The sequence below is a fragment of the Synechococcus sp. RS9907 genome (genome assembly GCF_014279615.1).
Taxonomy (GTDB): domain Bacteria; phylum Cyanobacteriota; class Cyanobacteriia; order PCC-6307; family Cyanobiaceae; genus Parasynechococcus.
Window position 1 is genome coordinate 772865 of the sequence record NZ_CP047944.1, and the last position, 22363, is coordinate 795227.

Below are 22363 nucleotides of genomic sequence, written 5' to 3' on the forward strand. Positions count from 1 at the left end.
CATGGAGATCCGACGTCGTCCCCCCAACCCCAAGGTGCGGGTGGCCCATCTCGAATATGCGGTGCCCCACGACGACGAGGAACCGCGTCACATCCTCGAGAAGATTGTCTGGGAAAAAGATCGTGAGATCGATGCCGCCCGCGACAAGGTTCCCCTCGACAACCTGAAGCAGCAGATTGCCAAGCTTCCCCCCACCAAGGATTTCCTGGGGGCGCTTCAGGCGGCCGCCACGAAACCTGCGGTGATCGCTGAGGTGAAAAAAGCGAGCCCTAGCAAAGGGGTGATCCGTGAGGATTTCGATCCGGTAGCGATCGCCAAGGCCTATGCCGCTGGCGGTGCAAGTTGCCTCTCGGTGCTCACCGATAAAACCTTCTTCCAGGGTGGCTTTGATGTCCTGGTGCAGGTGCGTCAGGCCGTAGACCTGCCTCTGCTCTGCAAGGAGTTTGTGTTGAGCCCCTATCAGCTGTTCCAGGCCAGGGCGGCTGGGGCTGACGCGGTGCTGCTGATTGCTGCCATCCTTTCGGATCAGGATCTTCGTTATCTCAACAAGGCTGCGGCGGCTCTGGGCCTCACCGTGTTGGTGGAGGTTCACGACGCCACCGAAATGGACCGTGTGCTGAACATTGGTGACTTCCCCCTGATTGGAATCAACAACCGTGATCTCACCAGCTTCGAGACGGATCTGGCCACGACCGAACGGCTGCTGGTCGACTTCAACGACCGGTTGAACCAACAGGGGGTGCTGCTGGTGAGTGAATCGGGTCTGTTCAGTCGGGCCGATCTCGACCGTGTGCAGGCCGCCGGTGCCGGGGCTGTGCTGGTGGGGGAAGCCCTGATGCGGCAGACGGATGTTGAAGCTGGTCTGGTGCAGTTGATCCAGCCCGGTTAAGGCCGTTCCTCTTTCACTGCTGATGCAGAATTGCGACATTCAGGCGGTTCTTTGTGCTGATTAGCGTTTTGACCGGTGTTGCAGCCGGGGCCGTTCATGTGGTGGGTGGTGCTGATCACCTGGTGGCAATGGCGCCCTTCTCCCTGAGCAAGCCATGGGCCGCCTTTCGACATGCCCTGGCTTGGGGTGCTGGTCATTCCACCGGAGTTGTGGTTCTGGCGTTGATCGCCATTGGTCTGAAAGACCTGGCCCACGTGGAGGCCATGTCGTCTTGGGCGGAATTTTTGGTAGGTGTGGCCCTGCTGGTGGTGGGTGCCCTGGCCGTGCGCACGGCGTTCGGGCTGGAACTGCACACCCATGAGCACCGCCACGACGGTGCCGCAGAGCATCGTCATCTACATCTGCATGTGCGCGGCGCCAGCAACCACCGTCGCCACGTCCATGCCTCCTCGGGCCTGGGCTTGTTGCATGGACTGGCGGGGGCCAGTCACCTGCTGGCTGTGATCCCTGCTTTGGCCCTGCCTCCCCATGCCGCTGTGGGCTACCTCGTGGCCTACTTGCTTGGATCCATCGGCGCCATGGTGGCCGTTGTGTCGGTGGTCTCGTTTCTCACCCTCCGCAGCGGTGCCCGTCTGATGCCCTTCCTCGTGGGCGGTACGGGTGCTCTCTCAATCATCACCGGGGCCATCTGGCTGCAGAAGACCTCACCGGCTCTGTTCTGATTCCCCGAGCTGGAGCCGGCCCACCACCTCACCAATCAACAGGTTGGCTGGCACCGCTCCGAGTTGGCGACTGTCGGTGCTTTCAGCGGGGTTGTCTCCCAGCAACCAAAGCCCTGTGGTGTCCACTCGGCTGAGGCGCTTGATCAGGCGCAGCTCGCTTCGCTGGGGATGCCAGGTCACGACCACGGATCCCAGGCTGGGTGCGGCCTTCTGTCCAAGCCGTCTGACCAAAACCCGGTCTCCCGGTTCAAGGGTGGGTTGCATCGATCGTCCTTCGATGCGCAGCAGCAGACGTCGCCCACAAAAAAGCAGCAACAGGTCGCGAAGACCTGCTGCTGCGATGGGGGGATGGATTCTGTTTGAACTCAGGATGCGGTGACCCAGGCGTCGGAACGGCCCTTGGACTGCCAGAACATGCCGTGGATTTTTTCAACGGCGGCCATCAGTTCCTCAGCCTTGGCCTGATCGATATTCACCTTGCAGGCGCTGCAGAGCTTGGCTGCTTTCCAGAAGGTGTCGTGCAGGTCGGGGAAGGTGGCCAGGTGATCGGGCTTGAAGTAGTCGGTCCAGAGGATCAACAGCTCTTTTTTGGTCTTCTGTGCTTCCTCTTCCTTGATGGCCACGTAGCGGCCGAAGGTGTTGTTGTAAGCAGCCAGGGCAGCGGCGTCACCAGCGGCGGGAGCTTCCATCGCCTTCAGCTTTTTGGTCATCGAAAGCACGGCTTCGGCTGCCACGCGAGCGGAAGCCGGGTCGTACACGCCACAAGGACCGTCGCAGTGGGCTTCTGCCACGGGGGCAGGGAGGGCACATGCAAGGGCGGAAAGGGCCGAGCGCAGCATCGGTTCAGAGCGGAATTGGCTTGAGGTGAGCCTAGCTTCCGCTTACTTCTTCACGTCGAGCAGTTCCACCTCAAAGATCAAGGTTGCGTTGGGGGGAATCACACCACCGGCGCCACGGCTTCCGTAGGCGAGGTCGGAAGGAATCACCAACTTGCGCTTGCCGCCCACTTTCATGCCGGCGACGCCTTCATCCCAGCCCTTGATCACCCGGCCAGCCCCGAGGGGGAAGCTGAAGGGGGTTCCCCGGTCGTAGCTGGCATCGAACTGCTGCCCATCTTCCAGGGTGCCGCGGTAGTGCACCACCACCGTTTGGCCGGGGGTGGCCTCGTCGCCGCTGCCCACCTCCAGCTCGATGATTTTCAGACCACTGGCGGTGATGGTGGTGTCTGGTGCATCGAGGGGGCCGCCCAGGGCTGAGGCATCGGTGGGAGCGGAATCGTTGGCCATGGCGAAAAGAGTCGGGTTGGGGTCGTCAGGGTCGAGTTCGAAGCTCAACGCCTTCTGGGGTTTCGAAGCCTCGCTGCGAACGGCAGCAGGCTGCGCCGGTGCTGCGGAAACGGTGGAGGGGGCCACGATCTGGCTGACCAGGGCCAGGAGCAGGCAGGCCACACAGACCGTTGTGCTGATGATGATGTCGCGCACGGAAAGGCTTCTGTTGCGCTGATTCTGACCCCCGGTCCGCGGCGTCGGCGTTCATTCAGGCCGGTTCATCTGCCGCAGCTGTTGCTCGAGGCGATCAATGCGGCCGCGCAGCTCATCCACTTCCTTCTGGCTTGGAACGCCGAAGTCCTGGAGAAGGTTGTCGCGGTTGCGTTCCAGGTTGCGCCCCATCTGCTGTTCCAGTTCGGGGGTTTCCCCGCGCAGGGCCTTGAGCACGTCGTCCACCAATGCGGACGCTTCGTTCGGATCCAGCCGGCCACTGCTCACCCAGTTTTGGGTGACGCCGCGCAGACGCTCAGCAACGAGGGTGGTGGTGCCCAGGCCGCGGAGCAGCAGTTGCTGAAGAGGATTCGCGGCATCCATGGCGACAGGTGGGCGTGTCCGATCCAGGATGCCTTTGGCCGGGACTGCTGACCATGGGCAATCACCAACTGCAGGCCGGATCGCGGGCCCTGTTGGGCGGCGTTCTGGCTGGTGTGGCTCCATCCCTCGGCGGCCCCCTGCTGATGGTCCCCGCCCTGGCGCTGCTCTGGTCCGTGGTTGAGCGTCCCCGCTGGTCGGCGGCCTGGGGACTGCTGGCCGTTTTGATCAGCCACCGTTGGTTGCTGGCCCTGCATCCACTCACCTGGATGGGCGTTCCCGCCTGGCTCAGCCTGCCTGTGGCAGTGGCCCTCTGGTTGGCCTGCGGGAGCCTTGCTGCTCTGCTTCTGGCCGGATGGTCTGTGCTGGCGCGGCGGCTGCCTCGCCGTTGGCCGCGTCCAGTGCGGCTGATGCTGTTGGCCGGGCTCTGGGCCCTGGCTGAACTGGTGCTGTCGGGGACGCCGTTGTTCTGGATCGGCGTCGGCGGCACCACCCTTCCCTGGGACCGCCCCCTGGCGGGATTGGCCCGCTGGTTCGGTTCCGGAGGGCTGACGTGGCTGCAGTTGTGTTGGGGCTGCTGCCTGCTGGTGTTGTTCGAGCAACCCTCAGCCTGGCGTCGCTGGGGTCTGCTCGGATTGGCCAGTGTGCTGCTGGCCCATGGTTTAGGCAGCTGGTTGTTGTTGGCGCCGCCGCCGCCGGTCGGCTCCGTTGCTCTGGGGGTCTGGCAACCCGCCGTTCCCACCCGAGAAAAGTTCGATCTGGAGCGTCAACGGGCGCTTCCACAAGCTCTGGTGGAGGCGATGCGTCAGCTGGAGCCCAACAATCCGGCTGCTGTGGTGGCTCCGGAAGGAGCGCTGCCGGCGCGTTTTCAGCTGCCGGTTGAGGCTCCAGCCATTCCTCTGATCAGTGGCGGATTTCGTTGGGTTCGGGGGCAGCAACGCAGTTCTCTGTTGCTGTATGAGCCCCCCGACTGGTTTCCTGTTCCCTTGGCTGACAAGCACCGTCTGGTGCCGATCGGGGAATGGATCCCGCCCCTGCCCGCCGGGCTGACGGCAGGACTGTCTGCGGTCGGTGGGTTGACCCCCGGTCCGGCCCCGAGAACGATGGCGGTGGTTGAACCCCCTGCGGCCGTTGCGATCTGCTACGAGATCGCCGATGGTGTGGCTCTGGCGCGCGCTGCTGCCGATGGCGCCACCTGGCTCCTGGCCATTGCCAATCTCGACCCCTACCCGCTGCAGCTGCAGAAGCAGTTCCTGGCCCTGGCGCAGTTACGGGCGATCGAGACAGGACGGGATCTGCTCAGCGTCGGCAACACGGGCCCCACGGCGCTGATTTCGGCCAATGGGTCGGTGCAGTGGTTGCTTGCGCCTGAGGCTTCAGGCGTCGCTGAGGCCCTCGTTCAGGTGCGCCAGCGCGTCACGCCCTATTCCCGTTGGATCAGCCCCCCACCCAGAACGGTGTCGCCGTCGTAGAAAACCGCCGCCTGGCCTGGCGTAATCGAGAACTGCTCCTCCTCAAAGCTGAGGCGGCATCGGTGGGGCCGCTCCCGCTGCTGATCGGCCTCGGTGGTCGGGAGGGGTGAAAGCTCCGCACGCACCGGCGTACTGCGGTAGCGCACTTGCACCTCAACGGTTCGTGGCGCCTCGATCGGGTCAATCGACACCCAGTTCACCGCACCCACCACGCAGCTGTCTCGGCCGGCTTCGGCCCGTGGTGCGACGACCACTCGATTCATCGCAGCATCAAGGCGGATGACGTGAAGCGGTTCGCGCCAGGCCACACCGAGCCCTTTGCGTTGGCCGATGGTGAAGTGTTCGATGCCGTCGTGCTCGCCCACAACAGTTCCGTCCGAAAGCACGATTTCCCCCTGCCGCGGGGGCAGATAGGCATCCAGGAACGCCCGCATCGATCCGTGGTGGTCAGCCAGGCAAAGATCCTGGCTTTCCGGTTTTTCTGCGGTGCGCAGACCGTGGCGGGCGGCTTCGAGCCTTGTGTCGGGTTTGGTCAGTTCCCCCAAGGGAAAAACGATGCGCCCCAGAACCTCCTGGGGCAGGTCGTAGAGGAAATAGCTCTGGTCCTTGCGGGTATCGAGGCCCCGCAACAGCTGATGGCGCCCTTGATCGCCGCCATGGCGGATCCGGGCGTAGTGGCCGGTGGCGATGCGGGGCAGCTTGCGCTCTTGCAAGGCCCAATCAAGCATCGGTCCGAATTTCACCGATCGATTGCACTGGGAGCAGGGCAGTGGCGTGATCCCATCGCGATAACCATCCACCAGCCGTTGCACGATCTCCTGCTGGAACGTCTCCCGTGTGTCCACCACGTGATGGGGAATGCCGAGCTGCTCACAGATGCCGGCTGCATCCACCAGCCCCTCGGCGCAACAGGCCCCTTTCCCGCTCATCAGCCAGAGGGTCAGTCCTTCCACCTGCCAGCCCGCCTCCACCAGCAGTGCCGCCGTCAGGGAACTGTCGACGCCTCCAGAGAGACCAACGGCCACGCGGTGCTCCCCGGGCCATTGCCGCAGGCGCTCAAGAGCAGCCTCTCCAGCGCGGGTTGTGGTGGATCCAACGGCCATGGGCGGCGCAGGGAGTTCTCTCCATAGTGAGGTCCCGGCAACCGCAACTGGTGTGGCCTCCCGCTGATTCTGATCACCTGCTTGTGGATGCCGCGTCCATGGCCGCCTTCGAACAGAGGTTGTTCGACAGCGGCATGCCCGTTGCGGCCTTGATGGAGAAGGTGGGGCTGGCCATGGCGGCTTGGCTGCTGGCGCGCCGGGATCTGCTGCGCCATGGCGTGGTTGTCCTGGTGGGGCCCGGTCACAACGGTGGCGATGGTCTGGTGGTGGCTCGGGAGTTGCACCTGGCTGGCGTTGAGGTGTCGTTGTGGTGTCCCCTGCCGATTCGCAAGCCCCTCACCGCTGAACATCTGCGCCATGGCGAGTGGCTTGGTCTGCAGCGCCTGGCTGACGAGCCCGACCCCGGCGGAGCCGCATTGTGGCTGGATGCGGTGTTCGGGCTCGGCCAGAGTCGGCCCCTGCCTGAGTTCTTGGCGGATTTGTTCCGGCGTCGGCAGCAGCTGCAGCCTGGGTCGTTGATCAGTCTGGATCTGCCGTCAGGCCTTTGTTCCGACCAAGGAATCGTGCTGGGCGAGCAGGCAGCCTGTGCCTCGGTCACCCTCAGCGTTGGCTGGATCAAGCGCGGGTTGTGTCTGGACCCGGCCCGTCACTGGGTGGGTGCGCTGGTGCGGATCGATCTGGGCTTGCCGCCTTCGGTGATGGACAACGCCGCTGCGGTCTTGCCGCGCCGCCTGCCAGTGACAGAGGCCTGCTCGGCCCCGTTACCGCCGCTGCCGCCCACGGCGATGAAGTACGAACGGGGCCGCTGCCTGGTGGTGGCGGGCAGTGATCGTTATCCCGGCGCAGCACATCTGGCGCTGCGGGGGGCCATGGCCAGTGGCTGCGGCTGTGTTCAGGCCGTTGTGCCGCCCCGTCTGCAATCCGGCTTGTGGCAGGTGTTGCCGGAGGTGATGCAACTGGAGGACGGGGTGATTCCAGAGCGGCTGGATGCGGTTTTGGTGGGTCCCGGTCTGGGGGAGTCCAGCCATTGGTGGAACCAGTGGTCGGAGCAGATGCTCAACGTCGCCGGTTTGCTGGTGCTCGATGCCGATGGCATCAATGGTCTGGCGGCCAGTCCGGAGGGGTGGCGTTGGTTGTTGAAGCGGCGGGGGCCCACCTGGCTCACGCCCCATGCGGCCGAGTTTGCGCGGTTGTTTCCAGACTGTGGTGCGGGTGACGCGCTGGAAAGGGCGATGTCCGCAGCCCGCTGCAGCGGTTGCTGCATTTTGCTGAAGGGGGCGCATTCGGTGCTGGCGGATCCATCAGGTGCAGCCGTGGTGCTGACCGGCACGACTCCTCGGGTGGCCCGCACCGGCCTGGGTGACGTGCTGGCCGGTTTTGCCACCGGTTGGGGCGCCCAGGCGGTGGCGGCAGAGCAGCAGCCTGGGCTGGAAAGCTTCACTGCCGCTGCGGCTTTGCATGGTTTGGCGGCAGTTCGTGCTCGCTCAAGCGATGCTTCTGCGATTGCGGATTATCTGAAAATCAATACAGCACAGTGTCAGAAAAAGAAAACAACGATGTTCAACGAAGTCTGAACAAATGAGTCGTTTGGATTGCCTCGGCTGGCAGGTCCGAAAAGAGCTTTTCTTGGTTTTAAATCTTTCGCAAATCTGAAATGTTGCGGTTTACTGTTCTGAATCTGAAGGGTTGCTGAAAACACTTCGAGATTCTTTCTGTTCGTAGGAAAGTCAATTCACTTCCGCAGCACCCAAGGTGTCCACAGCTTCCAAACCGCTGGAGACGCAACGCCGGCGCAGCAGCGATCCCGTCAGTTGGTATCTCGCCACCATCGGCAGAATTCCACTCCTCACCCCAGCTGAAGAAATCGAGTTGGGCAATCAGGTGCAGGCCATGATGGCCCTCACCGAAGACGGTTCCCGTGAGTTCGAGGATGGAGAACTCACCACGGCACAGCGCCGTCTCCTGAGGATCGGTCGCAGCGCCAAAGAGCGGATGATGAAGGCCAACCTTCGTCTTGTGGTCAGCGTTGCCAAGAAATATCAAGGCAAAGGTCTGGAATTGCTCGACCTGATTCAGGAGGGCTCCCTCGGCCTGGAGCGTGCTGTCGAGAAGTTCGATCCCACCCGGGGGTACAAGTTCTCTACTTATGCCTTCTGGTGGATCCGCCAGAGCATGACCCGCGCCATTGCCTGCCAGTCGCGCACGATCCGGCTTCCTGTTCATCTCAGTGAGCGGCTCACCACGATCCGCAAGGTGAGTCTTGATCTCGCCCACAAGCTCGGCGCCATGCCCAGCCGTGTGGAGATTGCCGAAGCCATGGACATCCCCTTGGATGAGCTGGATTCGCTGCTGCGTCAGGCGCTCACCACCAGCAGCTTGGATGCTCCCGTCAACGGTGAGGAGGGGCGCAGCTTCCTTGGGGATCTGATCGCTGATTCATCCCTCGATGAACCGCTCGAGATCGTGGAACAGCGGATTCATCACGAGCAGCTGGGCCGCTGGTTGAGTCACCTCAGCGAACAGGAGCAGCACGTTCTGCGCATGCGCTTCGGGCTTGAAGGCAACGAGCGTCACACCCTGGCTGAAATCGGACGCCTGATGGAGGTGTCTCGCGAGCGGGTGCGTCAGGTTGAACTCAAGGCGCTGCGCAAGCTGCGCAACCTCACCCGCCTTCTCCCAAGCGGCATCTGAGCCGCCTCGGGAGACGTTGGTTTCAACGGATCCCGTTCGGTTGAATCAGTCTTCCGCCCAGATGTAGCGCGTGAGTTCTGCGGGATCTGGCTCGGGTGCCGAGAGGGCGAAGTCAACGCAGTCCTGAACGATGCCGTCGATCTCCTTTTCGATGGCGCGCAGCTCTTCGCTGTTCACCAGACCCGCTTGGGTCAGGTCCCGCTCGAGGGCTTTGAGGGGATCACGCTTGGCCCAGAACTGCTTTTCTTCCTCCGCCCGCAGTTCGTCCGGGTCGGCAAGGGAATGACCGCGGAAGCGATAGGTGAGGCACTCCAGCAAGGTCGGACCTTCACCCGCCCTGGCCCGTTCCACGGCGCGTTGGGCCGCTGCCCTCACCGCCAGAACGTCCATGCCGTCCACTTCTTCTCCGGCCATGCCGAAGGAGCTGGCCTTGCGCCAGATCTCCGGGTCACTGGTGGCCCGGTCGTGGGCCATGCCAATGGCCCACTTGTTGTTCTCGACCACGAAAATGATCGGCAGCTTCCACAGCTGCGCCATGTTCATGCACTCGAAGAACTGACCGTTGTTGCAGGTTCCATCGCCGAAGAACGCTGCTGTCACGGCGTTGCTGGAGGCATCACCGAGAGCGTCGCGCTTGTAGCGGCTTGTGAAGGCAGATCCGAGTGCCACGGGAATGCCCTCAGCGATGAAGGCAAAGCCGCCAAGAAGGTGATGCTCCTTGGAGAACAGGTGCATTGAGCCGCCACGACCCTTGCTGCAACCGGTCTCCTTGCCGAAGAGTTCGCTCATCACTTCGCGGGCCGGCACGCCGGCACTCAAGGCATGCACATGGTCGCGGTAGGTGCTGCAGAACCAGTCGTGCTGACGCTTCATCGCACCGATCACACCGGTGCTCACCGCTTCCTGACCGTTGTAGAGGTGCACGAAGCCAAACATCTTGCCCCGGTAGTACATCTCGGCGCATTTGTCCTCGAAGCGCCGGCCCAGGGTCATGTCCCGGTACAGCTCCAGACCGGTCTCCCGGTCCACGGTGGCCCGTTGTGCCGTCACCAATTTGGAGAGCCGTTCGGCATGGGGACCAGCAGTCGCAGTGCCAATCGGAGCGGAATCGACAGCGAGGTCCTGACCCATGTCCACCTAGGGGATTGCGCTCAACTTTAAGGGCCAAGCGATGAGCGATGGGCAAAACCCCTGACACTGACTAAGATCCGCGTCTCCTCGCAGCGGTGCTGTTGGATCTGCCCATCGATCATTTCCGACTTCTGGGCGTCAGTCCATCGGCAGGGCCAGAGGCGATTCTGCGCCGCTTGGAAAGCCGCTGTGACAGTCCTCCGGATCAAGGCTTCACCCACGAGGTTCTGCTCCAACGGGCTGATCTGCTGCGCCGCTCAGCTGATCTGTTGACCGATCCCGCCGATAGGGCCGAGTACGAAGCAGCCCTGTTGCGCCTCAGTGAATCCCATCCCAATGGCACGGTGGGCTTGGACCTTCCCACCAGCAGTGAGGTGGCGGGTCTGATGTTGCTTTGGGAGGCCCATGGCGCTCTCGAGGCCTTTCAGTTGGCACGGCAGGGGCTCCAACCCCCCCAGGCCCCGGCCCTCGGCAGTGGTCGTGAAGCGGACCTGACGCTCCTGGCTGCCCTGGCCTGCCGCGATGCGGCCGTGGAGGAACAAGACCAACGGCGCTACGAGTCAGCGGCCCAACTTTTGATTGACGGCATTGAGCTGCAACAGCGGATGGGCAAGCTGCCCGATCAGCAGCGTCAGCTGGAAGACGCCTTGCAAGGGCTGACTCCTTTCAGAATTCTGGATTTGCTCAGCCGTGATCTTGGCGATCAGGACTCCCATCAACGGGGTTTAACGCTGTTGGATGAGCTGGTCGTGGCCCGTGGTGGTCTGGAGGCTGCCGATGCTGATGGTGATCAGCCCGGCAGCCTCAGTCAGGAGGATTTTGAATCGTTCTTCCATCAGATCCGCCGTTTCCTCACCGTTCAGGAGCAGATCGATCTGTTCAGCCGCTGGTTTGAGGGGGGTGCCGCCGATGCCGGTTTCCTCACGGTTCTGGCGCTCACCGCAGCGGGGTTCTCGCGGCGCAAGCCTGAGTTCCTCGAGCAGGCTCGCGACCGGCTGCAGACGCTTGCCAATGCAGACCTCGATCCCATGCCGCTGCTTGGCTGCCTGGATCTGCTGTTGGGCAACGTCAAGGATGCGGATCGGCATTTCGCCGTCCTGCGGGATCCGGATCTGCAGGCTTGGTTTTTGAACCACCCAGGTGATCGTCTGGCCGCGCAATGCGAGTACTGCCGGGCCTGGCTTGAACGCGATGTCTTGCCGGGATATCGCGACGTCGATGCCTCCGGTGCTGACTTAGATGCCTGGTTCGCTGATCGTGACGTGCAGGGTTTTGTCGATCGTCTCGATCGCAAGGCGTCGCGCCAGATTGGTGCCGAAGAAATCAGCCTGGCCTGGGCAATGGCAGGCGATGCATCCCTTGGTGCCTCGAGCGAAGCGGCTGAATCAGACCAGGGCGTTGACGCCGAAGACGCGGATGCCACGCCGTTCTGGCAGCAACGTTTTTGGCAGCAAAGTTGGTTTCGCCCCGCTGCTGCCGCTGTTGCACTGGTCGGGATCACTGTTGCGGGTTTTGGCCTGGTTCGACGCAACTGGGATCCTGCGCCGCTGTTGCCGGAAACCGCTTCACGCTCCTTTGAGGAGGAGGAAGGTGACGAGGTTGACGAGACGCAGGAGCTCGATGCTGCTTCGTCTCCTGTGGATGACGAGCCCATCGCAAGCCTGAAGCCCGACCTTGAGCCTTCAGCACCTTCTGAGCCACTGGTGAGTGATGCCCCCACGGAAGCCGAGCTTCAGGCCTTGCTCCAGGGATGGCTTGATGCCAAGGCGTTGATGCTCTCCGGTGAGCCGGCTGATCTTTCCGTTGTGGCGAGGGAGCCCCTGGTGAAGCGCGTAGAGCAGGAGCGGGAAGCTGATCAGGCTGCAGAGCGATCCAAGTCGATTGATGCCTCCATCACCACTATCGAGGTGGTCGATCGCAGCCCTCAGAGGATCGAACTGCTGGCCCAGGTGGCCTACAGCGATCGCCTTCAGGCTGCTGACGGCACCGTGATTGATGAGACGGCACCGACTGATTTCATCGTCACCTACGTGCTTGGCAGAGATGGAACCCAATGGCGTTTGCACGACTACATCCCGGGCTCCTGAGTTGCTTGCCTGGGTTGCTTGACCGTCGCTTTTTACGATCACCCCATTGATCCAGGGGCGTAACGCCGATGTTCGACGAGCTTTCAGCCCGTTTTGAGGATGCGGTCAAGGGGCTGCGTGGCCAAGACAGCATCAGCGAAACCAACGTCGATGGAGCCCTGAAGGACGTCCGTCGGGCCTTGCTGGAAGCCGACGTCAGCCTGCCGGTGGTGAAGGAGTTCGTGGCTGAGGTCCGCGACAAAGCCGTTGGTGCGGAGGTGGTGCGCGGGGTCAGCCCGGATCAGAAGTTCATCCAGGTGGTCCATGAACAGCTCGTGCAGGTCATGGGGGGCGATAACGCTCCTCTGGCCAAGGCGGCTGAAGCTCCCACCGTTGTGTTGATGGCCGGTCTTCAGGGTGCCGGTAAAACCACCGCAACGGCCAAGTTGGGCCTCCACCTCAAGGATCAGGGTCGACGAGCCCTGATGGTGGGCGCCGACGTTTACCGACCAGCCGCCATCGAGCAGTTGAAAACGCTCGGTGCTCAGATCGATGTGGAGGTGTTCAGCCTCGGTGCCGAGGCCAAACCGGAAGACATTGCAGCCGCTGGTTTGGCCAAAGCGAAAGAGGAAGGCTTCGACACGCTCTTGGTCGACACCGCCGGTCGCCTCCAGATCGACACCGAGATGATGGAGGAGATGGTGCGGATCCGCACCGCTGTGCAGCCCGATGAGGTGCTGCTGGTGGTGGATTCGATGATCGGTCAGGAAGCGGCCGAACTCACCCGAGCCTTCCACGACCAGGTGGGCATCACCGGAGCGGTGCTCACCAAGCTTGATGGTGATTCCCGCGGTGGTGCCGCCCTTTCGATCCGCAAGGTGAGCGGTCAGCCGATCAAGTTCATCGGCACCGGAGAGAAGGTGGAGGCCCTGCAGCCGTTCCATCCCGAACGGATGGCCAGCCGCATCCTCGGCATGGGTGATGTGCTGACGCTGGTGGAGAAGGCCCAGAAGGAGGTCGAACTCGCCGACGTCGAAAAGATGCAGAAGAAGCTGCAGGAGGCGACGTTTGATTTCTCGGACTTCGTGAAGCAGATGCGCTTGATCAAGCGCATGGGCTCGCTGGGGGGTCTGATGAAAATGATCCCGGGTATGAACAAGATCGATGACGGCATGCTCAAGCAGGGGGAGCAGCAGCTCAAGCGCATCGAGGCCATGATCGGCTCGATGACCCAGCAGGAGCGGGAAAATCCCGACCTCCTGGCGAGTCAACCCTCAAGGCGTCGCCGGATTGCCATCGGCAGCGGCCATCAGGCCGCAGATGTGGACAAGGTGTTGGCCGACTTCCAGAAAATGCGCGGCTTCATGCAGCAGATGAGCCAGGGCAACATGCCCGGCATGGGAGGCATGCCCGGGATGGGTGGAATGCCTGGGATGCCCGGAATGGGTGGCATGCCGGGCATGGGCGGAATGCCAGGAATGCCTGGAATGGGTGGCATGCCCGGGGGTGGAGGTCGTCCCGGTCGCGGTGGACCACCGAAGCGGCAGCGACCCGCCAAGAAGAAGAAGGGCTTCGGGGATCTGTGAGGGCGGAACGGTATGGTGGTTGTTTGGCGGGCCTTTTGGCATCGCCGGACCACCTCTTTTCCTTCATTCCAGGGCCACGATGATCAAGCTCCGCCTGAAGCGGTTTGGCAAGAAGCGGGAAGCGAGCTTCCGCCTCGTGGCCTGCAACAGCACCTCACGTCGGGACGGTCGTCCCCTGCAGGAGCTGGGCTTCTACAACCCGCGGACGAAGGAAACGCGCCTCGACACCGAGGCCATCCGTGAGCGTCTGGGTCAGGGTGCCCAACCCACCGATGTGGTTCGCACGCTGCTCGAGCGCGGCGGTCTTCTGGAAAAGACCGTGCGTCCTGCAGAGACCGTGGGCAAAGCCAAGCAAGCGGCCAAGCGTGAAGCTGATGCCAAGCAAGCCGCCAAGGAGGCTGCTGAGGCCAAGGCTGCAGCTGCTGAGGAGAAGGCTGCAGAAGCTGAAGCCTCTGATTCCGCAGAATCCGAATCCACCGAGGGCTGATCATTCCGGTGTCTGACGACGGCGAACGCGGCCGTTTCGTTCTCGACCTGCCTGATCCCGATGCTGCACTGGCCCTCGCCGGTGAAGCGGAAACAACCCTGCATCGCCTGGAAGCTCTGACAGGAGCCTCCATGGTGTTGCGGGGTCTTCAACTGGTGATCACCGGGCGGCCAACGCAGATTGAGAGGGCTGCTGCGGTTGTGGAATTGGTGCGCCCGATCTGGCAGGACGGCCAGTCGGTGTCACCGGTGGACCTCCAATCAGCGCTGGGAGCACTCAACACCGGCCGCGGCGATGACCATGCCGCCATGGGCGAGCAGGTGTTGGCGAAGAGCCAGAAGGGCAATCTGCTGCGCCCGCGCACCCTGCGCCAGAAGAAATACGTGGACGCCATGGAGCGCCACGACCTCACCTTTGCCCTCGGTCCTGCCGGCACCGGCAAAACCTTTCTCGCCACCGTTCTCGCGGTTCGGATGCTCACCGAACGCAAGGTGGAGCGTTTGATTCTCACCCGGCCGGCTGTTGAAGCCGGGGAGCGCCTGGGCTTCCTGCCGGGCGACCTGCAGCAGAAGGTGGACCCCTATCTGCGTCCGCTCTACGACGCTTTGCACTCCCTGCTCGGAGCGGAGAAAACCACTGTGCTGTTGGAGAAGGGCGTGATTGAGGTCGCTCCCCTGGCTTACATGCGAGGCCGCACCCTGAGCGATGCCTTTGTGATCCTGGATGAGGCTCAGAACACCACGCCGGCTCAGATGCGCATGGTGCTCACCCGCCTGGGGGAGCGTTCGCGAATGGTCGTGACCGGAGACATCACCCAGGTGGATCTTCCGTCCACCGTGCAGAGCGGTTTGGTGGAGGCGTCCGAGGTGTTGGAGGGCGTTGAAGGGGTTGCGGTCTGCCGCCTCACCGCTGCGGATGTGGTGCGCCATCCCCTCGTGCAGCGGGTGGTGGAGGCCTATGCCCGCCGGGACGAACGCAAAACGCCCAAAGTTCAGCGTCGATAGGGAGATCCACACCCCAATCCCTTGTCACCGCTGGCAGGATGTGATGAGTCTTTGGTGACCTGGTCGACATGCCAGCAAGCAGCAATTTCCAGGAGGCGATCCGCGAGGCGCAATCGAGCGCCCTCGTCGGCCCCAACGTTGTCAATAAAGCGCTGCCCTACGTCGGCGGCGGCATGGTGCTCACCTCAATCGGGGTGATTGGTGGTCTTTCGATGATGGCCACACCGCTGTTCATGCCCCTGTTCTGGGTGGCTGTGATCGGCAACCTGGTGCTGTTCTTCGTGGCGCAGAATGTCGCCTTGAAGGGCAACAACGCCACAGCCTTGCCGCTGCTGTCGGTCTACAGCCTGATCACCGGGTTCACCCTGAGTGGTCTCGTGGCTTTGGCCGGAGCCGTTGCGGGTGTGGGTGCGGTCGGCACCGCCGCACTGGCCACTGGAATCACCTTCGTGATTGCCTCGATCGTTGGCCGTCGCATGAGTGATTCCGTTGGCCAGGCGCTCTCCGGAGTGGTGGGTCTTGGATTGATCGGCCTGATTCTGGCGATGGTCGTCCAGTTCATCGGCGGCATCTTTGCCCCTGCCATGTTCCATGGCACCAGCTTTGAGCTGATGATCGCCGGATTTGGCACCGTTCTCTTCGTGGGCGCCGCCTTCGTCGACTTCTACACGATGCCCCGCTCCTACCGGGATGACCAATACCTGGCAGGTGCCCTGAGCATGTACCTCACCTACATCAACCTGTTCATCTTCATCCTGCGCCTGATCATCGTGCTCAACGGTGGCGGTCGTCGCGACTGACGATTTCAACCTAATCGAATCAGCCTTAGCCCCGGCCTGTCCGGGGCTTTTTTTGTGGCTCAGCCCTCAGCCACGGCATAGACGCTGTCTCCGATGGCTTGTTTCTGCTCGGCGTCGTACCCCCACCTCTCCAGGAAGGCGACGTCTTCCCCGCGGTTGTCGAGGGCTGCGGCCAGCAGTTGCTCCAGGCGCTCCTTCACCTCCGCTGGTTCCAGCAGTCTGAGCAGTTCAATGCAACGGCTGCTGACCCGCTCCGAGCCGGCCTGCTGGGCCTCATCTCCCGCGCGCCGGTGATGCACGGCCATGGCGGTGCTCATGGCCAGATTGCGAACGCTCAGATCCACAACGCCAGCACCGGCGCCCCGCAGTTGGCCGACGACGGCATCGGGCAAACGATCCATCAGTACGCTCTCGCCCGCCAGGCTCACCACGAAAAATCCCCGGGCACCATCGCGGCTGGCCACCATTTCACCGATGCGGTCGGCCAGCACCTCATCGCTGATCTCCTCGTTGTCCCACTGCTGCAGCCAGGCCGCTGTGATCTCCATGGCCTGCTGGAAGGTGGGCTGTTGATCCGCCATGGACCTGTTCAATTCCTGCCCTAAGGCTATGGGTCGATTCAACGGGTCGATCCAATGGCGGCGCAGACTTAGAGGATGCATGCAACTCCCCTGCCAGAGGATTACCGCTCTGGCTTCATCGCACTGATCGGTCGCCCGAACGTGGGCAAATCCACGCTGGTGAATCAGCTGGTGGGGGAGAAGGTGGCCATCACATCGCCCGTGGCCCAGACCACCCGCAACCGCCTGCGGGCCATCCTCACCACGGAGGTGGCCCAGATGGTTCTGGTGGACACGCCTGGCATCCACAAACCCCACCATTTGCTGGGGGAACGGCTGGTGAAGAGTGCCCGCAGCGCCATCGGTGAAGTGGACCTGGTGGTGTTGCTGTTGGAGGGCTGCGAGCGCCCGGGGCGCGGTGATGCCTTCATCGTGAATCTGCTGCAGCAGCAGTCCCTGCCGGTGCTGGTGGCCCTGAACAAGTGGGACAAGCTGGCGGAGGAGCACCGCTCTGAAGCGGAAGAGGCCTATGCCGCCCTGCTGCAGGAGACGAATTGGCCGGTGCACCGCTGCAGCGCCCTGTCAGGCGATGGCTGTGCTGAGCTCACAGCAGCCATGGCGGCTCAGTTGCCCTTGGGGCCACAGCTGTATCCGCCCGAGATGGTGAGTGATCAACCGGAGCGGGTGCTGCTGGGGGAACTCATTCGCGAGCAGGTGCTTCTGCACACGCGGGAGGAGGTGCCCCACAGCGTTGCCGTCACCATCGATCGCGTTGAGGAGTTGCCGGCCAAGGGCAAGGGTGCGGGTCGTACGGCTGTCCTGGCCACGGTTCTTGTGGAACGGAAGAGTCAGAAGGGGATCCTGATCGGCAAGGGCGGGGCGATGCTCAAGACGATCGGCCAGGGGGCGCGGTTGCAGATGCAGGTGCTGATTGATGGCCCGGTGTATCTGGAGCTGTTCGTCAAGGTGGTGCCTGATTGGCGCAGCAAACCGGCCCGCTTGGCGGAGCTGGGTTACACAGGGGATCAATAACCGCCCGCTCTCCGGCATCAGCGCGTAACGTCGCGCCCATGCTTTCGCTGCTGACGCGCACCAAGAGCTTTCGGGATCCCTGGGTCGGTCACCCGGATCTGAACCGACGCTGGCAGCTGCATCGACGCCGGGTTCAGCTGGCGGAGACGCTGTGCCTCTGGAGGCGCCTGCTGCGACCAGCTCAGCTGACCAGTCTGGAGCGGGATGGCTTTGTGGTGCTTGAAAACTTTCTGCCGCAGCCGGAGTTTGAGGCCCTGCGCGACGAGGTCGAGGCCGTGGTGGCTCGCGCCTCACGCCTGCATCCGGCACCGGACAACAGCCGGCCTGGCTTTCGCCCAAAACAACCCTTCCCCGGGGGGTTTGACCGTTTCGATGGAGGAACCCTCAACCGCTTTCTCCACATCGACCCCGAGCAGATGGCTCGGGCCGCTGCCTTCTCCCATGACCAGCGGCTCAGTGCGGGATCGCGCCAGGTCATCGGCTTGCCGATGAATCCGCGCAAGCTGGACATCTACCTCACCGTGCATGGCGAGGAGACCCGCACGCCGGATCTCCAGAAGGTGCTGCATCGCGACACGTTCTTCCGCGCTCTGAAGTTCTGGTTCTTTCTGCGGCCGGTGCAACGTCAGGACGGTCCCTTCGAATACGTGCCGGGCAGCCATCGTCTCGATCCTTCTCGCCTGCGGTGGGAGCAGGCCACAGCCACGGCAGCTGCAGAACACCGCCGGCAGCCGGATGTGTCTGGATCGTTCCGGATCCAGGAAGAGTCCCTGGCCGAACTGGGTCTGCCAAGGCCTGTTGCCCTCACCTGCCCTGCCAACACCCTGGTGCTGGCGGATGTGTTCGGCTTTCACCGGCGCGGAGCCGCCGCCCAGGGGCAGCAGCGGTTGGCGCTCTACGGCTGGAACCGCCCTTATCCCTTCCTCCCCATCAGCTGGTGATCCGGCTGAGAGGATGGGGGCATGAGTGAACAAGCCTTTCCCCCGGAAGACCCTGGCTCCTTTCTGAGCCTCTGCGACGGGGAGTGGATGAGCCTGCGCAGTTGCTTTGAGCTGGCTGCCGGTGGTGATGACGAGTGGCACAGCAGCGAACGGGGTGAACTCACCGTTCGCTGCGTGAGCGAGCAGGGGGCTCTCGGTCAACTGCAGGTGCAGGCCCCTGGTGGAACCAGCAGCACCCTCACCTTCGCCGCTGATGGACAGCTGATCCTCGATGGTGATTCGCCAGGCAACTGGAGGTTCTGGCCTGACGGCAGCATGGAGTTGAACCTCAGCCGGGCTGACGGCGTGCAGGTTCAGGAGCGGATCTGGTTCACGCGGGCCAACCTGCGCCTGCGCAGTACCACGGCGGTGGATGCCCAGGGAACACCGGTGCAGGGCAGTTTCTGCACGGACATCCGCAGGGTGTCCAAACCCGCGGCCTGAGGCGGCATGGCGCCCTATCGCCTTGATGTGGTGAGCCTGGCGCCGCAGGCGTTTGCTCCTCTGCTGGAGCTGGGGGTGATCGGTCGTGCCTTCAACGCGGGCATTGCCGAGTTGCATCTGCACAACCCCAGGGACTTCGCCACGGATCGCCATCGCAAGGTGGACGACGAGCCCTACGGGGGCGGCGCCGGCATGGTGCTTAAGCCCGAGCCGGTGTTCGCCGCGATGGAGGCGATCCCCCGCAGTCCCCGTAGCCGGGTGCTGTTGATGTCACCGCAGGGGCGTCCCCTCCAGCAGGCAGATCTGCAGCGTTGGTCCACCAACCACGATCAACTGGTCTTCCTCTGCGGTCACTACGAGGGCTTCGACGAACGGATTCGCGGCCTGGCCGATGAGGAGGTGTCAATGGGTGATTTCGTCCTCACCGGTGGTGAGCTGCCGGCGATGACGGTGATCAACGGTGTTGTGCGCCTGCTGCCCGGCACGGTGGGGACCGCCGATTCCCTGGTGGAGGAAAGTCACAGTGCACTCCTCCTGGAACACCCGCATTACACCCGCCCCGCCGACTTCCGCGGCATGTCCGTTCCGGATGTGCTGCGCAGTGGCGACCACGGTGCCATCGCCCGATGGCGCCAGGAGCAGCGGGAGCAGCGCACCCGCGAGCGGCGGCCCGATTTGTTTGCCCGCTGGCAGACCGCGACAATGAACGACCCTTCAGATCCCGGCATGGAGCTGCGCATCGGCAACGGATACGACATCCATCGGCTGGTGCCCGGTCGGGCCCTGATCCTGGGGGGTGTGACCCTCGACCATCCCGATGGTCTTGGTCTGGATGGCCACAGCGATGCCGATGTGTTGGTGCATGCCGTGATGGATGCGCTGCTCGGAGCCCTTGCCCTCGGCGACATCGGCAAGTACTTCCCCCCCACCGATCCCCAATGGAAAGGTGCCGACAGCCTGGAGCTGCTGGTTCAGGTGGTGAAGCTGGTGAAGGAGCGCGGCTGGTCGGTGGTGAACATCGATGCGGTGGTGATCGCCGAGCGCCCCAAGCTCAAGCCGCACATCGCCGAGATGAGTAGCCGGATGGCGTCAGCGATCGGCATTGCCCCCGATGCCGTGGGTGTGAAGGCCACCACCAACGAAGGCCTGGGGCCGGAGGGACGGGAAGAGGGCATCAGTTGCCAGGCTGTGGCCCTGCTGCAGCGGAGCTGAACCGTGCATCGCCTCAGGTCTGTTCTGCTTAGGGTCATTGCACCTTGTTTGGCGCTGGTTCTGTTGTTGGGCGGGCTTTCGGAGACAGAGGTGCGGGCAGAGGCCAGCCCGAATCTTGGTGATGCTGTGGCTGTGGTGGAGCACCTGCGGCTGCAGGTCCCCCGGGAGAGCCGTGAGCAGTGGATGGCAGCGGAACGCGGCAGCTGGGAGCCTTGGCTGAAGCAACAGCCGGGTTTTCTGGGCCGTGATCTGTTCTGGGATCCGGCCACCGAGGAGGGAACCCTGCTGATTCGTTGGAGCAGTCGTAAGGCATGGAAATCGATCTCCATGGCCGAGGTGGAGACGGTTCAGGAGCGCTTCGAGACGCTGGCCCGTGAGGCAACGGGGCAACGCCAGGGCAATCCGTTCCCGCTGGTGTTTGAAGGGGAACTGTTGCCGCAGTGACCACGCCGGACGCTCGCCTCGATCTGCAGCGCCGACAGCGCTTGGGCATGGTCGAGGCCGTGTGGGGAGAACACAAGACAGCCGATCAGATCGTCGCCATCCTTGAGAGCTTTGCCGCAGCAGGAGAAATGGGTCTGGTGACCCGGGTGGCTCCCGAAAAGGCGTCACGGGTGTGTGAGGCGTTGCCGGCGGTGGAGCTGCATGCCGATGCTCGCTGCATCACCCTGGGTGCACTGCCTCCTGCGCCTGCGCCACCGGCTGCGGTGGCGGTGCTCAGCGGAGGCAGCAGTGATCGCACGGTGGTAGCGGAGATCAGCTTGGCCCTTCGTTGCCATGGCATCGGCGTGGATCCTGTGATGGATGTGGGGGTGGCTGGATTGCACCGCTTGCTGGATCAACTGCCTCGTCTCACTACGGCGCGGATCCTGATCGCCTGCGCGGGAATGGAGGGTGCGTTGCCGACGGTGCTGGCTGGTCTGGTGCCGCAACCCGTGATCGGCGTCCCGGTTTCCGTTGGCTATGGAATCAGCGCAGGGGGACGAACCGCTTTGGAAGGCATGCTCGCCAGCTGTGCTCCAGGCCTGACAGTGGTGAATATCGACAACGGCTACGGCGCAGCCATGGCTGCATTGCGGATGCTCAGGGGCTGTGCCCCGGACGCTTCAAGCTGAGGCTTCAAGCCGCAGCAGAAGGGTCGATCTGGCCGAGACGCTGCAGTTCAGCGCTGTTGTGATCGCACTCCACCTGCTGAAGCGCATGCACAAGAGCATCCAGATCAGCCTGCGCCAGCTCGCCGTCCTGTTGCCATTGCATGGAGCGGGGGTCGGGAGCCAACGCTGGAGGTGCGAGATCTAATCAAGCCAAGTTAGGCCTGATCGCTGGGGAGATATACTCAGAAAACCTGTAGATGAGCCATCAATGGCTCTGGCGTCTCAGAGGTGCTGGAGGTTGGGGTAAGCCGTCACCAGGTCGTTGGCGCTCAGCACATCTCCGCGGCCTTCCGGTTGCCAGATCACTTCCAGGGCCATGAGTTCACTGGAGGCTGTGGAACCAAGAATGCGCAGGGTCTGGCGTAGATCTTCTCCCGTGTCGGCCCCGGCGAGCTTGGCCGATGCCGTGGAGGCCACCAGCAAAGTCACAACGATGAATTCGTTGGTGGCATCCGCGTCTCCAGTGCTGTTACTCGAGTCCGTCGTCCGCTGTCCGCCGACGTTGCTGGTGAGCTCAGCGTCCAGCTTGCTGCGCTCGTTCATCGAGAGGCGATTGAACGTCGATTCAGCTGAACTGAAGGGAACACTGCCGCTCTCGGCATTGGCGTAAACCCAGAGGTCCGGTTGGCGCAGCAGGGCCAGGGTTGTCTCCTGCAGCAGTCTCTGCAGACCTGAGGAACTGCTGGTGTCTGAAGAGGCGGCCAAGGAGCGCAGATCGTCCTGCAGGGATTTGGCACTGGCCAGCAGGCCCACCTGCACCTGAATCATGTTCACGTTGCGCGGCATGGCCGGCGCTGCAGCAGCACCACCGATCGAGGGGGCATTGCCAACGCCACGAAGGGCGTTCACCAGCACGCCTGCGACCGCCATCAGGATCAGCAGACCAAACAGCCCGCCCCCACCGAAGCCGAAGATGGGGATGAGGAAGGGGAAGCCCATCCCGCCGCCGCGGTAGCCACCGCCGTAGCTGCCACCCCGGTAACTCCCACCGGATCGCGGCATCGAGGGAGCGCGGAAACTGCCCCCTCCCATGCGCCCACCGCGGGCGGCATCAGCCGGCTGTGCCTGCAACAGGCAGAGCCCCACAATCACCAGCGGCAACAGGAGCGATGCGAGCAGTCGTCGGGATCGTGTCAACAGTCGGGGAGTGGCCACAGCAGCGCCCACAGCA

General features: G+C 63.2%; 25 protein-coding genes. 16 read left to right on the forward strand and 9 right to left on the reverse strand.

What is annotated here, in order from left to right:
• Position 1: 1 nt before the first annotated feature.
• A complete protein-coding gene (gene trpC, locus SynRS9907_RS04270) occupies positions 2-889 on the forward strand; it encodes an indole-3-glycerol phosphate synthase TrpC (protein ID WP_188021929.1) in 888 nt (295 codons plus the stop codon).
• Between the two features lie 53 nt (positions 890-942).
• Positions 943-1611, forward strand: coding sequence for a hydantoin utilization protein A (locus SynRS9907_RS04275; protein WP_186495707.1), 669 nt, complete (start codon positions 943-945; stop codon positions 1609-1611).
• Here SynRS9907_RS04275 and sodX read toward each other — a convergent pair.
• Genes sodX through SynRS9907_RS04295 form a run of 4 tightly spaced genes read right to left on the reverse strand, consistent with a single transcriptional unit; the run spans position 1594 to position 3473 of the window.
• Positions 1594-1926 carry a nickel-type superoxide dismutase maturation protease gene (sodX, locus tag SynRS9907_RS04280; protein WP_188021930.1) on the reverse strand — a complete coding sequence of 111 codons (333 nt, stop codon included), beginning with the start codon at positions 1924-1926 and terminating at the stop codon, positions 1594-1596. The two genes, SynRS9907_RS04275 and sodX, sit on opposite strands and share 18 nt — an antisense overlap.
• A 50-nt stretch (positions 1927-1976) precedes the next feature.
• Positions 1977-2450: a superoxide dismutase, Ni gene (gene sodN / locus SynRS9907_RS04285; RefSeq protein ID WP_114988428.1), complete on the reverse strand. Its 474-nt coding sequence runs from the start codon at positions 2448-2450 to the stop codon at positions 1977-1979.
• A gap of 42 nt (positions 2451-2492) precedes the next feature.
• Positions 2493-3092 (reverse strand): FKBP-type peptidyl-prolyl cis-trans isomerase, encoded by a 600-nt coding sequence (locus SynRS9907_RS04290; protein WP_188021931.1) that lies wholly within the window; start codon positions 3090-3092, stop codon positions 2493-2495.
• 51 nt (positions 3093-3143) lie between these two features.
• Positions 3144-3473 carry a phasin family protein gene (locus tag SynRS9907_RS04295; RefSeq protein ID WP_006850663.1) on the reverse strand — a complete coding sequence of 110 codons (330 nt, stop codon included), beginning with the start codon at positions 3471-3473 and terminating at the stop codon, positions 3144-3146.
• 53 nt (positions 3474-3526) lie between these two features.
• Here SynRS9907_RS04295 and SynRS9907_RS04300 point away from each other — a divergent pair, with 53 nt between their 5' ends.
• The gene (locus SynRS9907_RS04300) at positions 3527-4942 is read left to right on the forward strand and encodes an apolipoprotein N-acyltransferase (RefSeq protein WP_188021932.1); all 1416 of its coding nucleotides are present in this window, start codon (positions 3527-3529) and stop codon (positions 4940-4942) included.
• On the opposite strand, the gene mnmA is transcribed toward SynRS9907_RS04300, so the two are convergent.
• The gene (mnmA, locus tag SynRS9907_RS04305; protein ID WP_186508998.1) at positions 4894-6045 is read right to left on the reverse strand and encodes a tRNA 2-thiouridine(34) synthase MnmA; all 1152 of its coding nucleotides are present in this window, start codon (positions 6043-6045) and stop codon (positions 4894-4896) included. The two genes, SynRS9907_RS04300 and mnmA, sit on opposite strands and share 49 nt — an antisense overlap.
• A gap of 50 nt (positions 6046-6095) precedes the next feature.
• On the opposite strand from mnmA, the gene SynRS9907_RS04310 reads away from it, so the two are divergent.
• Positions 6096-7619 carry an NAD(P)H-hydrate dehydratase gene (locus SynRS9907_RS04310; RefSeq protein WP_188021933.1) on the forward strand — a complete coding sequence of 508 codons (1524 nt, stop codon included), beginning with the start codon at positions 6096-6098 and terminating at the stop codon, positions 7617-7619.
• Positions 7620-7797: 178 nt separating this feature from the next.
• Entirely contained in the window at positions 7798-8736 is a 939-nt protein-coding gene (locus SynRS9907_RS04315) for an RpoD/SigA family RNA polymerase sigma factor (protein WP_188021934.1), read from the forward strand.
• A gap of 45 nt (positions 8737-8781) precedes the next feature.
• Here SynRS9907_RS04315 and pdhA read toward each other — a convergent pair whose 3' ends face one another.
• The gene (gene pdhA, locus SynRS9907_RS04320) at positions 8782-9867 is read right to left on the reverse strand and encodes a pyruvate dehydrogenase (acetyl-transferring) E1 component subunit alpha (protein ID WP_186508997.1); all 1086 of its coding nucleotides are present in this window, start codon (positions 9865-9867) and stop codon (positions 8782-8784) included.
• A gap of 101 nt (positions 9868-9968) precedes the next feature.
• Between pdhA and SynRS9907_RS04325 the strand changes: the two genes are divergently transcribed.
• The 5 genes from SynRS9907_RS04325 (at position 9969) to SynRS9907_RS04345 (ending at position 15810) form a co-directional block, all read left to right on the forward strand.
• Positions 9969-11954: an IMS domain-containing protein gene (locus SynRS9907_RS04325; protein WP_188021935.1), complete on the forward strand. Its 1986-nt coding sequence runs from the start codon at positions 9969-9971 to the stop codon at positions 11952-11954.
• Between the two features lie 68 nt (positions 11955-12022).
• Positions 12023-13519: a signal recognition particle protein gene (gene ffh / locus SynRS9907_RS04330; protein WP_188021936.1), complete on the forward strand. Its 1497-nt coding sequence runs from the start codon at positions 12023-12025 to the stop codon at positions 13517-13519.
• Positions 13520-13598: 79 nt separating this feature from the next.
• On the forward strand, positions 13599-14006 hold the full coding sequence (gene rpsP, locus SynRS9907_RS04335) for a 30S ribosomal protein S16 (RefSeq protein WP_115133001.1): 408 nt from the start codon (positions 13599-13601) through the stop codon (positions 14004-14006).
• An 8-nt stretch (positions 14007-14014) separates the two neighbouring features.
• On the forward strand, positions 14015-15010 hold the full coding sequence (locus tag SynRS9907_RS04340) for a PhoH family protein (RefSeq protein ID WP_186495699.1): 996 nt from the start codon (positions 14015-14017) through the stop codon (positions 15008-15010).
• Between the two features lie 68 nt (positions 15011-15078).
• Entirely contained in the window at positions 15079-15810 is a 732-nt protein-coding gene (locus SynRS9907_RS04345; protein ID WP_114988417.1) for a Bax inhibitor-1 family protein, read from the forward strand.
• 59 nt (positions 15811-15869) lie between these two features.
• Here SynRS9907_RS04345 and SynRS9907_RS04350 read toward each other — a convergent pair whose 3' ends face one another.
• A complete protein-coding gene (locus SynRS9907_RS04350; RefSeq protein WP_188021937.1) occupies positions 15870-16391 on the reverse strand; it encodes a hypothetical protein in 522 nt (173 codons plus the stop codon).
• A 75-nt stretch (positions 16392-16466) separates the two neighbouring features.
• Here SynRS9907_RS04350 and era point away from each other — a divergent pair, with 75 nt between their 5' ends.
• The 6 genes from era (at position 16467) to larB (ending at position 21153) form a co-directional block, all read left to right on the forward strand.
• Positions 16467-17402 carry a GTPase Era gene (gene era, locus SynRS9907_RS04355; RefSeq protein ID WP_115081983.1) on the forward strand — a complete coding sequence of 312 codons (936 nt, stop codon included), beginning with the start codon at positions 16467-16469 and terminating at the stop codon, positions 17400-17402.
• Between the two features lie 38 nt (positions 17403-17440).
• A complete protein-coding gene (locus SynRS9907_RS04360; protein WP_188021938.1) occupies positions 17441-18343 on the forward strand; it encodes a phytanoyl-CoA dioxygenase family protein in 903 nt (300 codons plus the stop codon).
• Between the two features lie 21 nt (positions 18344-18364).
• Positions 18365-18826 carry a phycobiliprotein lyase gene (locus tag SynRS9907_RS04365; protein ID WP_115081985.1) on the forward strand — a complete coding sequence of 154 codons (462 nt, stop codon included), beginning with the start codon at positions 18365-18367 and terminating at the stop codon, positions 18824-18826.
• Positions 18827-18832: 6 nt separating this feature from the next.
• On the forward strand, positions 18833-20038 hold the full coding sequence (gene trmD, locus SynRS9907_RS04370) for a tRNA (guanosine(37)-N1)-methyltransferase TrmD (protein WP_188021939.1): 1206 nt from the start codon (positions 18833-18835) through the stop codon (positions 20036-20038).
• Positions 20039-20101: 63 nt separating this feature from the next.
• Entirely contained in the window at positions 20102-20482 is a 381-nt protein-coding gene (locus tag SynRS9907_RS04375; RefSeq protein WP_255446024.1) for a TIGR03792 family protein, read from the forward strand.
• Positions 20479-21153: a nickel pincer cofactor biosynthesis protein LarB gene (gene larB, locus SynRS9907_RS04380; protein ID WP_188021941.1), complete on the forward strand. Its 675-nt coding sequence runs from the start codon at positions 20479-20481 to the stop codon at positions 21151-21153. Before SynRS9907_RS04375 ends, larB begins: the two co-directional genes overlap by 4 nt.
• 4 nt (positions 21154-21157) lie before the next feature.
• Here the strand turns inward: larB and SynRS9907_RS04385 are convergent, their stop codons facing one another.
• Positions 21158-21316: a hypothetical protein gene (locus tag SynRS9907_RS04385; protein ID WP_156782983.1), complete on the reverse strand. Its 159-nt coding sequence runs from the start codon at positions 21314-21316 to the stop codon at positions 21158-21160.
• A 98-nt stretch (positions 21317-21414) separates the two neighbouring features.
• Positions 21415-22359: a DUF1517 domain-containing protein gene (locus tag SynRS9907_RS04390; RefSeq protein WP_188021942.1), complete on the reverse strand. Its 945-nt coding sequence runs from the start codon at positions 22357-22359 to the stop codon at positions 21415-21417.
• Positions 22360-22363: the final 4 nt, after the last annotated feature.

Excerpts from the sequence above, each read along its gene's own strand:
- mnmA (WP_186508998.1), bottom strand. The coding sequence starts at position 6,045 with ATGGCCGTTGGATCCACCACAACCCGCGCTGGAGAGGCTGCTCTTGAG.
- SynRS9907_RS04360 (WP_188021938.1), top strand. The coding sequence starts at position 17,441 with ATGCTTTCGCTGCTGACGCGCACCAAGAGCTTTCGGGATCCCTGGGTC.
- era (WP_115081983.1), top strand. The coding sequence starts at position 16,467 with ATGCATGCAACTCCCCTGCCAGAGGATTACCGCTCTGGCTTCATCGCA.
- pdhA (WP_186508997.1), bottom strand. The coding sequence starts at position 9,867 with ATGGGTCAGGACCTCGCTGTCGATTCCGCTCCGATTGGCACTGCGACT.
- SynRS9907_RS04345 (WP_114988417.1), top strand. The coding sequence starts at position 15,079 with ATGCCAGCAAGCAGCAATTTCCAGGAGGCGATCCGCGAGGCGCAATCG.
- SynRS9907_RS04365 (WP_115081985.1), top strand. The coding sequence starts at position 18,365 with ATGAGTGAACAAGCCTTTCCCCCGGAAGACCCTGGCTCCTTTCTGAGC.
- SynRS9907_RS04300 (WP_188021932.1), top strand. The coding sequence starts at position 3,527 with ATGGGCAATCACCAACTGCAGGCCGGATCGCGGGCCCTGTTGGGCGGC.
- trmD (WP_188021939.1), top strand. The coding sequence starts at position 18,833 with ATGGCGCCCTATCGCCTTGATGTGGTGAGCCTGGCGCCGCAGGCGTTT.
- sodN (WP_114988428.1), bottom strand. The coding sequence starts at position 2,450 with ATGCTGCGCTCGGCCCTTTCCGCCCTTGCATGTGCCCTCCCTGCCCCC.
- ffh (WP_188021936.1), top strand. The coding sequence starts at position 12,023 with ATGTTCGACGAGCTTTCAGCCCGTTTTGAGGATGCGGTCAAGGGGCTG.
- rpsP (WP_115133001.1), top strand. The coding sequence starts at position 13,599 with ATGATCAAGCTCCGCCTGAAGCGGTTTGGCAAGAAGCGGGAAGCGAGC.
- SynRS9907_RS04350 (WP_188021937.1), bottom strand. The coding sequence starts at position 16,391 with ATGGCGGATCAACAGCCCACCTTCCAGCAGGCCATGGAGATCACAGCG.
- trpC (WP_188021929.1), top strand. The coding sequence starts at position 2 with ATGGAGATCCGACGTCGTCCCCCCAACCCCAAGGTGCGGGTGGCCCAT.
- SynRS9907_RS04295 (WP_006850663.1), bottom strand. The coding sequence starts at position 3,473 with ATGGATGCCGCGAATCCTCTTCAGCAACTGCTGCTCCGCGGCCTGGGC.